Origin of the sequence: uncultured Algibacter sp. (assembly GCF_905480415.1) — a bacterium.
Taxonomy (GTDB): Bacteria; Bacteroidota; Bacteroidia; order Flavobacteriales; family Flavobacteriaceae; genus Algibacter_B.
Genome location: NZ_CAJQQI010000009.1, coordinates 1 through 11,961 on the forward strand (window position 1 = coordinate 1; position 11,961 = coordinate 11,961).

Here is an 11,961-nt window from a genome sequence, read left to right on the forward strand (position 1 = left end):
CTCAAGGTTACACAACTGGAAAGGCTCTAAAACAAAAGAAAGACGCTACAGAGGCTCAAAATATATTACGCGAAGCTTGGTTAAAAGGCTAGTAAAATTTTAGAAGTACAAATTAAAATTAACGATTGATGAACTAACAGTTTGTCAATCGTTTTTTTTGTGGCGCCTGCCTGCGTGCTGGTAGGCAGGTTACCAAAAAGGGTCGGGCTTTCCACTATATTTTTATGCGAAGCAGGTCAGAACGCGATTTGGGATTTCGTTATAATGTGACACCTCGTTTCAAATAATAGACTGCGTACCCAAAGCTCCCCAATAAGGATGCCGTTTCAATCCCTTTCGCACATACTTGCAGACGAAGCTATTTAATCCTTTGTGTATTTTGCAGCTTTCCCTTTAGATAAAGAATTATTTATAAATACCCGTAAATCATCATTCGCAGAAATTAAGTCATCTTTTCTTAAGTACATCATATGGCCACTTCTATAGCCTTTAAATGTAAAACGATCTTTCATTTTTCCGCTAGGGTCTATTTGCCACATGGTATATTTGGCTCCAAAATAGGTGGTAGCACCGTCGTAATATCCAGACTGAATCAATACTTTTAAATATGGATTTTTTGCCATAGCTTGTCTTAAGCCATCTCTAACATTATTGTTTTCTCTATTCCAAGGATTTACATCACCAAACATATTGTATTTAACATCCGTTTTAAAATTTAACTGCTCTCTTATATAGTAATTAATTGCAGGCGTAAAAGAATGCATCCAAGAGGTTAGTTCAGGGCTATAGTCTGGAGAGCTGCCGGCTTCTGTTTTATCAAGACCTAAGTATCTTGAATCTAATCGCCCCATTGTTTGTCCTGTCTTATCTCGTAATAATTCTTTCCAAAAGAATCGTGTAGGAATATCTAAATTATGCTGTAAAATAGATTTCTCACTTAATCCTGAGTAGTGAGCCATTTTTTGAGCAATAATTTGTTTTTCATTTTCAGAAATAAAACCACCCTTGGCTAATGCTGGCATTAAAGTGTTAATCGCAAAATCTTCGGCCTCTGGTAAAATATCTAATAAATCTTTTTGCTGCAATGCTTGAGGAAGGGCGTTTTGATACCAAGAAGCGGCGGTAAAATAAGGCAAATTTAAAGCTGAATAAACAGGCTGACCAGTGCTATATAGTTTGTAATCTGCTGGAGACACTAAAATCACACCATTTAAATACATCCATTGGTTATTTTGCAGCTCGTTAGCTAAGCCCATAACACGTGTACCGCCATAACTTTCTCCTACAATATATTTAGGTGATTCCCACCTGTTTTTTCTGGTTACAAAGGTGTTTATCCACTCGGCTAAATATTTAATATCAGCATTAATACCAAAAAACGTTTTACGCTCTGGCAGTTTGCCTTCTTTATCTTCAATCATTCTTGAATATCCTGTGTTTACAGGATTTACATAAACAATATCGGCGACATCAAGAATAGAGTTAGGGTTGTCTTTAACGCCATAAGGTTGTAATGGGTAACCTTCGTTATCAATATTTAAAACCTTAGGGCCCGTGTAAGCGATATGCATCCAAACAGAAGCTGACCCTGGACCTCCATTAAATGAAATCACCAGAGGTCTGTTCGCTTTATTTTTTACATTACTACGTTCATAATACGTATAATATAGAGTCGCAATAGGTTCTCCTTTTTTACTCCAAACAGGTTGCGTTCCCGTGGTTGCTTTATAAGAAATAGGTGTATTTTTAATAGTAGTGGTATGATTGGTAACCACCATGGTGTCTTTTGGGATTTTAAGGGTTTGAGAAAATCCAAAAAATGATATTAATAACAAGAGTACGGTAAAATAATGTTTCATATTAAGCAATTAATTTTTCTTTAAATATTTAAAAAATAATACTAAAATCCTTCAAAAACACCTAAACCGAATAATGCAAAATCATATTTTACAGGATCTTTTGAATCTAATTTTCGTAAAGCGGTATCTAACTCTAATAAGGCTTTAGCATCATTTTGTTTACGTTTTAACAAACCTAATTTTCGAGCGACGTTACCAGAATGCACATCTAATGGACAAGATAGTAGGCTAGGAGATATGTTTTTCCAAATGCCAAAGTCGACTCCGGCATTATCATGTCGAACCATCCAACGTAAAAACATATTAATGCGTTTAGCTGCCGAGTTTTTTAATGGATCGCTTACGTGTTTTTTGGTACGTTGAAGATGTTCAATTTCAAAAAAAGTGTTCTTAAAATTTGAGATCGAGGGTTGTAGCGAATCTTTTTCAGCATGTTTTGCAAATAGGTTTTCTAATCCATTATGATTTGAATAAATATATTGAAGTGATTTTATAAACTGCGTGCAGTCGTTACCATTAAAGGTTCTATGAACAAAAGACTGAAGTTTTTCTAAATCGGTTTCTTGATGATTCATTACAAAATCAAAAGGGGAGTCGTCAAGCATCTCCATTAACCTATTCGCATTGTTTATGATACTTTTTCTGTTTCCCCAAGAGATAGTAGCAGTAAGAAAACCTGCGATTTCAATATCCTCTTTTTTATTGAATTTATGCGGAATTTGTATGGGGTCGCTTTCTATAAATTTTGGGTTATTGTATTGAATAACTTTGGTATCTAAAAAGTCTTTTAGTTCTGCTTTATTCAAAATAAGTAACTATTGATTAACAATTAAACCATCAACCATAGTCAGTTTTCTATCAGCCATATTAGCCAAATCTTCGTTGTGTGTAACAATAACGAATGTTTGTCCAAATTCATCTCGCAGTTTAAAAAATAGGTTATGTAAATTTTCAGCAGATTCACTATCTAAATTCCCAGAAGGTTCATCAGCAAAAATTAAATCAGGTTTATTTATTAGTGCTCTAGCCACAGCGACACGTTGTTGTTCACCTCCAGAAAGTTCATTCGGTTTATGGTTATAGCGATTTGACAATCCTAAAAAAGCTAAAAGTTCTTTAGCGCGTTTTTCAGCTTCAGCCTTTTTTGTACCTTTTATAAACGCTGGTAAACAAACATTCTCAATCGCAGTGAACTCAGGTAATAATTGATGGAATTGGAATATAAAACCAAGATGTTCATTTCTGAATTTCGCTAAAGCTTTGTCTTTTAGGGAATTTATGCTAGTATTATTTATAACTAAATCAAAATCTTCTTTTGAAGAGGCTTTGTCCAGAGTTCCTAAAATGTGTAACAAAGTTGTTTTTCCAGCACCAGATGCACCAACAATAGAGACAATTTCTCCTTTTTCAATATGGATATCTACGCCTTTTAAAACTTGTAAATCCCCGTAATATTTATGAATATTATTTGCTTGAATCATCTATAAAAAATAATAATCGTGAATTTACTACTTTAAGCTGTTATGTACAATTAAGAATTTACTTTCTTGTTAAAAATACTTTTAATTGAACTATAGTCTATAAAATATTGAAGGCGCAATGAGAAGGTGTGTTGAATAGGTTGATTTATTAAAATATCTAGGTTACTACCAAAAGTAGTATCTGCATCATTGTCTCTATTAAATAATTGATTTCTGTATAATGCAGTTAGAAAACTTCCGGGTGCCACTTGCCAAGAATAACTTAAATCTAAATTCCAAGTACTGAAATTAATATTTGGGTCATTTTCAACGTTTGTTGCAGTATAACCACTACTGCTAGTTAATCGACCATTATCAAGTAAAGAAAAAAGTGTGTCATTATAATTAACAGTATCCCAATATTTTCTAAAATTTAAAGAAAGACTATGAAAAGGGTTAAAGTTATAACGTGCGGATAAATTATTAGATATAATAGTGCGATTACGTTCTCCAAAAATAGATTCATCGTTTTCCGAAGTAGCATAACCTCGATCTCCTTTATTGGAATTAAATTCAAAATTATATTGAAGTAAAAAATGTTCATTAAATCGCATTCTGGGACTTAATCTAATCTCGTAAGCAAAAAAATCACGTCCATCTTCAAACAGAGTCCTTAAGTTCGTTCTAACTTCAAAAGCAAAACGTTTGTTGTAGTTACTAGAAATAAAACCTCCTACTTTTAAAGAGTTTTCATAAACAAAATATTTGCCGTCCTGTCTGGACTCAAAATAGTCAAATTGTTTTCCTGGTTCAAAATTAAAGTCAAATCCAAATGAATTTAAATCCGTTGTAGTAGCTCTAAAATTAACGCCAAAATTGGCACTTGTAAATACATTTGGAGACGCCAATTGTCTATAATTAAAAAATGAACTTACTCTGTAGTTATTTAATTTTTTGGAAGGTGTAAAGGTTCTATAAGAAAAATCCAATCCGTAGTTATTGTAATTATTACGACGAATTAAACCAAGGTCATTTATATTATAGTTGGTATCAGCAAAACGATGATCGATACCATATCTAAAGTTCCCATGAGTTTTCCTTAATTCAAAAGATGAACTATAACCAGTAGAGGTTTCATCTGATAAGTAAATATTACTCATTTTAATTTCACCTTCGATGTTATAGGTATTTCTTTTGTTTGATACATCGGCTAATAACCCCGTAACATTTGCATCTCTAAAACCTCCTTCTCTAGTTACATTAGTGTTTATTAAGCTTACGGAGGAGTTGTTATTAAACTGCTGATCTAATACTAATATATTATAATTTGAAAATGGTTCTGTAATGGCTTCTCTAGAATTTCCTGATATGGTATCTAAAATCTGAGTCGTAGTCTTTTCAGTAATAGCATTAAAAACACCTACTCCAAGTCCATTTTTAGTGCGTCCTGATACTTTAACGGCATTTAGAACTTTAACGGTATTAGGGTAATTAATAAATGTTTCATTGTCATTTAATTCAGGTGAACTTATAGGTGCGCTTCCAACACGTCTTGAAAAAAACAAATTACCTTTATTAAATAAATCTACCCCTTCAGTAAAAAACTGTCTCTGTTCATTAAAGGTCTGTTCAAATGGGCCTAGGTTAAGTGTTAAATTATCAAAACCAACTTGACTAAAATCTGGAACTAGCGTAGCATCTAGAGTAAAATTATCGGTTATACCATATTTTAAGTCCAACCCAAAATTTAAATCGGTTTCCGATTCTCCATCAAAGGTTGTCCCAACACCAGACATAAACGGATATAAATTTAATCGAATAGGTGGTTTTATATTTTTTAATCCATTAATCTCACCATGATACTGATAATTACTTCCTATAGTGGGGTCTATTGGATTCCAAGAGTAGCGAGCTCGTTCACGTCTTACTTCACGCTCAAATTGTATATCCCAGGTCTGAATAGCTTCATTTGCAAATCGTAATGCGCGATATGGAATTTTAATTTCAACAGACCATCCGTCGTCATCTTTTTTCACAGCACTATCCCAAACAGCATTCCAACCATAATCTTGATTATTTAATGTGGCAATAGCATCGGCTTGACTTCCTGAACTAAAAACAATAAATATAGTATTGTTTTGTGCATCGTTATTTGGATTAAGAATAATCTTAAAAAAGTCGTTCTGACCAAAATTATCACGTTGTGTTATTTGACTCATTATTTTATCAGGGTCATCATACATCTTAGCACTAAAATAAATGGCATTGTCATCATAAGTTGCCTTAACTTCTGTGCGTGTATTATTTGGGAGGGTATTACCAATATTGGGTCTAAACTGGATAAAGTCTGTGGCTATTTGTAAATCACTCCAAACACTTTCGTTAAGAACACCATCAATAGTTGGTGCTTTTTGTGTTCTGGTAATTTGATACGTTTTTTTGGATTGAGCTTCCAGATGCATAAATATGCATAAGAAAAATATTAATACCGAAGCTCGTTTCATGATTTTGATTTGATTGATGATTGAAGTATGTTTGTTATTAGTTACTTAACATTAGCAAAACTAAATTTGTTATGTTCTATTATTCACAATAAAAAGTTAAAAAGTTTTTCCGCTTATTAAATTGTAGGCATTCAAAATTATTTTTAATTACCTTTATTCGAAGAAACTTATTTGAAGAGATGCCTTTGAGTTTGCATTATAATTGTCATCCCCGATAAAACGGGAATCTAAATAAAAAATTAAATCGATTATGCCATATAAGAGTTTCGAAGAATACAACATAAAAGTAACAGACGATGTTAAAAGTAGTTATGAAAATATTATTAAAGATTTAGGTGAGGATACTTCTAGAGAAGGTCTTTTGAAAACCCCGGAACGTGCAGCCAAAGCGATGCAGTTTTTAACGCAGGGGTATGATCAAGACCCTGTTGAAATTCTTAAAAGCGCTATGTTTAAAGAGTCTTATAATGAAATGGTTATTGTAAAAGACATTGAATTATACTCACTTTGTGAACATCATATTTTGCCGTTTTTTGGTAAGGCACACGTTGCTTACATACCAAACGGACAAATTGTAGGGCTGAGTAAATTACCAAGAATTATTGATGTTTTTGCAAGACGGTTACAAGTACAAGAACGATTAACAGAACAAGTTTTAGATTGTATTAATGACACGTTGAAGCCTCTAGGTGTTGCCGTGGTTATTGAAGCATCTCACATGTGTATGATGATGCGAGGTGTACAAAAACAAAACTCTATAACCACAACTTCTGGGTTTAGAGGGCAGTTTGAAAAAATTGAAACTAGAAACGAATTTTTAAAGCTTATTGGGAAATAAATTTGGTATGTTTCTTGTTGTATTTTAGTAAAACAAACAACAATGAATTTAGAAAACTTAAGTAAAAATAAAAAACTCGCATTGAGTATCGCCTTTGATGCTATTGGTATGCTCACCATATTAGATATTATTTGGGCGCCAGCATCGGGTTATTTAATGAGTAAAATGTATAAAGGCACGAGAGGTAAGGTTGCCGGCGTGGTGTCTTTTATTGAAGAAATTATTCCAGGATTTGATATTATCCCAACCTTCACTATCATGTGGGTATTAACCTATGTGTTTCAAAAAGCAGAGGAAACCATAGAGGTTTAAAGTTAATTTTTGCTAACTTTAATAGTATGATATCGTTTTAAAGACTTATTTCAGTCGTTATCAAATTCGTTGAATTTTTTTATAAAGTCAAGAAAAAGCATACCCATTTTTCATTTAAAAGCTTTAGTTGAACTCGTTTTCTTTTTCAAAAAGCGCACTAATTATAATCTTTTAGTCGTTTTTACATTTTTACAGCGATGACTTTAATGCAGTTGAAAAGTAGTTTATAAATCCTTTTAAATAACTAAAAACATTTCCCTAATAACTATTTTAATTTTGTAAATTTGGCTGCGTTTATAAGCGCAACATGACAACTACAGCAAAATACATATTTGTAACCGGTGGTGTTACATCATCCTTAGGAAAAGGAATCATAGCAGCATCTCTTGCTAAATTACTTCAGGCTCAAGGCTACAGAGTTACTATCCAAAAATTAGATCCATATATTAATGTAGACCCGGGTACTTTAAATCCATACGAACATGGAGAATGCTATGTGACAGAAGATGGTGCAGAAACTGATTTAGATTTGGGCCATTACGAGCGTTTTTTAAACCGGCCAACAAGTCAAGCAAACAATGTTACTACGGGTAGAATTTACCAAAGCGTCATTCAAAAAGAGCGTCGTGGTGAATTTCTAGGAAAAACGGTGCAAGTAGTGCCTCATATTACTGATGAAATAAAAGAACGTGTTCAAATTTTAGGTAATTCTGGTGACTATGATATTGTAATTACTGAAATTGGCGGAACTGTTGGTGATATTGAATCGTTACCATATATAGAAGCTGTGCGTCAATTGCGATGGGATTTAGGTGAAAATAACGGTATTGTTATACATTTAACTTTAGTTCCTTATTTATCTGCGGCCGGCGAGTTAAAAACTAAACCTACGCAGCATAGTGTAAAAACTTTAATGGAAAGTGGCGTACAAGCTGATATTTTGGTATGCAGAACAGAACGTCATTTACCTAAAGAATTACGTAGAAAGTTAGCTTTATTTTGTAATGTAAAAGAAGAAGCTGTTATAGAGTCTATTGATGCATCTACCATTTATGATGTGCCAAACTTAATGCTTGAAGAAGGTTTAGATAAGGTAGTTCTTGAAAAGTTAAATTTAAAAAGTTCAAAACCAGATATAGAGCAATGGAATCAATTTGTACATCGTCATAAAAACCCTAAAACGGAAGTGACTATTGGTTTAATAGGAAAATATGTTGAGTTACAAGATTCATATAAATCTATTTTAGAAGCTTTTATTCACGCTGGAGCGGAAAATGAAGTTAAAGTGAATGTCGAATCTGTACATTCTGAATTTTTAAACAAGGATAATGCAAAATTAAAGCTAGCACATCTAGATGGTGTTTTGGTAGCTCCCGGTTTCGGTGAGCGTGGTATTGATGGTAAAATTGATGCGGTGCAATACGTTAGAGAGAACAATGTGCCTTTTTTGGGAATTTGTTTAGGCATGCAAATGGCGGTTATAGAATTTGCTAGAAATGTTTTGGGAATTACCGATGCTGCTTCTACAGAAATGAATGCAAGTACAAATAATCCTATTATTGGATTAATGGAAGACCAAAAAAACATTACTGATAAAGGTGGAACTATGCGTTTAGGTGCTTGGGCATGTGACTTGAAAAAGGGAAGTGCAGTTCGTGATATCTATAAAACAGAAAGCATTACAGAACGTCACAGACACCGTTATGAGTTTAATGGTGATTATAAAGAAAGAATTGAAGCAGCAGGTATGATTGCAACAGGCTTAAATCCAGATACAGGATTAGTCGAAATTATCGAAATTCCAGATCACCCTTGGTTTGTTGGCGTGCAGTATCATCCTGAATATAAAAGTACGGTTGCTAATCCGCATCCGCTTTTTGTAGCTTTTGTTAAGGCTTCGTTAATTCATAAGAAAAAGAAAAATAATGCCACTATGGCACAAAAATAAAAATGGTTAGCTTATTGATGAGCTATTTTCATTCCTGGGTTATGCAGGAATATTTTTTAAACGATACGAAAGAATAGATGGAAGAAAAAAAATTAGATCTTAATTCAATTATAGGCTTTGTGCTTATTTTCGCAATTCTAGCATATATGCTTTGGCAAAATCAACCTACGCCAGAACAGATAGAGGCTCAAGAAAAGGCCAAACAAGAACAAGTTGAAGCTCAACAAAAAGTTATAGAACAAGAGCAAACGTTAGTAACTACTGCTGGAGATTATGCTGTTGGTTCTGGAGCAGATTCTCTTCAAATCGTTCAATTAAAAAACAAGTTAGGTGCTTTTGCATATTCCGCTATTAAATCAAAAGATAAGGAAACGGTTGTTGAAAGTGATTTGTTAGCGCTTAAGTTTAACAACAAAGGAGGGTATCTGTCTGAAGTACGATTAAAAGAATTTGTTGATTACGATTCTATTCCAATCTTTATGATTAAGGATAATAATGCTTCTTTCAATATTAATTTTGGAACAACTGATAGTCGAATTCTCAATACTAAAGATTTACCATTTATTCCTTCGGTAACTAAAAATGCTGATATTACTGTTATTTCTATGAAACTAAAAGTTTCTGAAAGTCAGTTTTTAGAATATCGTTATGAGTTGAAAGAAGGCGATTATATGATAGACTTTGCGATCCGTTCGCAAGGTTTAAGCAATATAATTAATAGTTCTCAAGCCATTAATTTAGATTGGAAACTTAAAGGATTTCGTCATGCTAAAAGTATTTCTTATGAAAACAGATATACTGATGTTCATTACGATTACGAAGATGGGAAAGCCGACTACACTAGAGATGGTGAAGATGATATAGAAGATGTGTCTTGGGTTGGCTATAAGCAACATTTCTTTTCTTCGGTATTATTAACAGATACGCGTTTTAAAAACGTAAAAGTAAAAACTGAAAATTTAGTTGAAGACGAAACTATAGATACGGTATATACTAAAAGTTTTGCAACAACAATACCATTAGAATTACAAGGTGGAGAAATCAACCAAGCGATGGATTGGTATTATGGGCCAAGTGATTTTAAAGTTCTGGATACTTATAATAGAAACTTAGATGAATTAGTGCCATTTGGTTGGGGATTATTTGGTTGGATAAACCGATACATCTTTATGCCTCTTTTTGGCTTTTTAGGTGGATTTATGCCCTATGGTATTGCTATCGTGGTGATGACAATTTTAGTGAAAATATTATTATCATTTGTACAATACAAGCAGTTTTTATCTCAGGCAAAAATGAAAATTTTAAAACCTGAACTTGATGCTATTAGAGAAAAACACAAGGATAACAAAATGAAATCGCAACAAGAAACTATGGCGTTGCAAACCAAAGCAGGAGCAAGCCCAATGGCGGGTTGTTTGCCAGCTTTAATCCAGCTACCAGTGTTTTACGCGTTGTTTCAATTTTTTCCATCAGCATTCGATTTGAGACAAAAATCTTTCCTTTGGGTAGAAGATTTATCATCTTACGACGTTATTGCAAACTTACCATTCAATATTCCTTTTTATGGTAATCACGTAAGTTTGTTCCCCATATTAGCTTCTATTGCTATTTTCTTCTACATGCGATTAACTACTGGGCAGAATATGCAATCTCAACCACAACAGGAAGGGATGCCAGATATGGGTAAAATGATGAAGTACATGATGTATTTCTCTCCAATCATGATGTTATTTTTCTTTAATAACTATGCGTCTGGTTTAAGTTTGTATTACTTTATTTCAAACTTAATTAGTATTGGAATTATCTTAGTTATTAAAAACTTTATTCTGGATGAAGATAAAATTCATGCTGAGATGCAAGAGAAGAAAAAGAAGCCTAAAAAACAAGGACGTTTCCAAAAGAAAATGGCTGATATGATGGAGCAGGCAGAAAAGCAAAAACAAGCGCAACAAAAACGTAAATAAATAATGTTTTATTGAACTTGGTTTAGTATCACAAAAGATCTACTATTTAAAAAGCTGTCAATAATATTAATTGGCAGCTTTTTTGCTATAACAAAATTATAGTTTATTCGTTAACTAAGTATAATTTCCGCGAAAGCGACACAATAAAAATTTTTAGAATGAAAAAGTTTTATAGTTTATTATTTTTTTTATTGTCTTGTAGCTTCATGTTTGCTCAAGATTTTAATCAGTTTGATGCCAACGGGAAGCGTCATGGCGTTTGGAAAAAGAATTTTGAAGATTCCAATATTATTAGGTACGAAGGACAGTTTTCTCATGGAAAGGAAATAGGGCTCTTTAAGTTTTACAAAAATTATAAGAAAAAAGCAATTCTGTCTGCTACTAAACAATTTACGGAAGAGGATAATAAAGCTCAAGTAAAGTTTTTAGCATCAAGTGGTAAAGTAATTAGTGAAGGTAGAATGGATGGTAAAATATACATTGGTACTTGGGAATACTATCAAAAAAACTCAGATAAACTACTTACTCTAGAACACTATAATAATCAAGGAGAGTTAGTTGGTGATCGTTTAGTATATTATCCTAATGGACGAATAGCAGAAAAACAATATTATATTAATGGTAAATTAAATGATGCTTGCTTATGGTATTCAGAAAAGAATGTGGTGCTAAAATCATTTTTTTATGAAAAAGGAGAGTTGCATGGTGATGCAAAATTCTATAATCCAAAAGGAGAATTAGTTTCTGAGGGCCAATATAAAAGAGGGAAAAAAGATGGGTTATGGAAGTACTATGAAAAAGGTGATTTAATTAAGGAAAAAGATTTCACCTATAAGCCTAAATACATAAAAAAAACGCCTTAATTTCTTAAGGCGCTCTTTTTCATAGACAATTTTTAGCTCGATTACTAAATGGTTGTCTACAATCAACAAACCAAACTAAATTCTTAATTAGAAGTTTAGCGTAATACACGATCTATAACGTGTACAACACCGTTGGCCCCTTGTATATCTACTAATGTTGTTACAATATTACTTGTACCACTTTCGTCTGTTAATGTAAAGGTTGTAGCGTCA

Annotated in this window: 9 protein-coding genes; 5 read left to right on the forward strand and 4 right to left on the reverse strand. The window is 32.9% G+C overall.

From position 1 onward, the window contains the following. Nucleotides 1-362 precede the first annotated feature (362 nt). The 4 genes from QZ260_RS00800 to QZ260_RS00815 are packed head-to-tail and all read right to left on the reverse strand — an operon-like array spanning nt 363 to nt 5,823. Complete coding sequence (locus QZ260_RS00800) at nt 363-1,859, reverse strand: carboxypeptidase (RefSeq protein WP_295981662.1); 1,497 nt, start codon at nt 1,857-1,859, stop codon at nt 363-365. 41 nt (nt 1,860-1,900) lie between these two features. Further along, nucleotides 1,901-2,665, reverse strand: a complete 765-nt coding sequence (locus tag QZ260_RS00805) for a TIGR02757 family protein (protein WP_295981665.1) — start codon at nt 2,663-2,665, stop codon at nt 1,901-1,903. Nucleotides 2,666-2,674: 9 nt separating this feature from the next. Then, the gene (locus QZ260_RS00810; RefSeq protein WP_295981668.1) at nt 2,675-3,340 is read right to left on the reverse strand and encodes an ABC transporter ATP-binding protein; all 666 of its coding nucleotides are present in this window, start codon (nt 3,338-3,340) and stop codon (nt 2,675-2,677) included. A gap of 50 nt (nt 3,341-3,390) precedes the next feature. Next, the gene (locus tag QZ260_RS00815) at nt 3,391-5,823 is read right to left on the reverse strand and encodes a DUF5916 domain-containing protein (RefSeq protein ID WP_295981670.1); all 2,433 of its coding nucleotides are present in this window, start codon (nt 5,821-5,823) and stop codon (nt 3,391-3,393) included. Nucleotides 5,824-6,073: 250 nt separating this feature from the next. On the opposite strand from QZ260_RS00815, the gene folE reads away from it, so the two are divergent. The 5 genes from folE (at nt 6,074) to QZ260_RS00840 (ending at nt 11,748) form a co-directional block, all read left to right on the forward strand. After that, the gene (gene folE, locus QZ260_RS00820; RefSeq protein WP_295981672.1) at nt 6,074-6,661 is read left to right on the forward strand and encodes a GTP cyclohydrolase I FolE; all 588 of its coding nucleotides are present in this window, start codon (nt 6,074-6,076) and stop codon (nt 6,659-6,661) included. Between the two features lie 42 nt (nt 6,662-6,703). Continuing rightward, nucleotides 6,704-6,973, forward strand: coding sequence for a hypothetical protein (locus QZ260_RS00825; protein WP_295981674.1), 270 nt, complete (start codon nt 6,704-6,706; stop codon nt 6,971-6,973). Nucleotides 6,974-7,280: 307 nt separating this feature from the next. Then, a complete protein-coding gene (locus QZ260_RS00830; protein ID WP_295981677.1) occupies nt 7,281-8,921 on the forward strand; it encodes a CTP synthase in 1,641 nt (546 codons plus the stop codon). Between the two features lie 77 nt (nt 8,922-8,998). Then, nucleotides 8,999-10,885: a membrane protein insertase YidC gene (yidC, locus tag QZ260_RS00835; protein ID WP_295981680.1), complete on the forward strand. Its 1,887-nt coding sequence runs from the start codon at nt 8,999-9,001 to the stop codon at nt 10,883-10,885. 158 nt (nt 10,886-11,043) lie between these two features. Continuing rightward, nucleotides 11,044-11,748 carry a toxin-antitoxin system YwqK family antitoxin gene (locus QZ260_RS00840; RefSeq protein WP_295981681.1) on the forward strand — a complete coding sequence of 235 codons (705 nt, stop codon included), beginning with the start codon at nt 11,044-11,046 and terminating at the stop codon, nt 11,746-11,748. Nucleotides 11,749-11,961 lie beyond the last annotated feature (213 nt).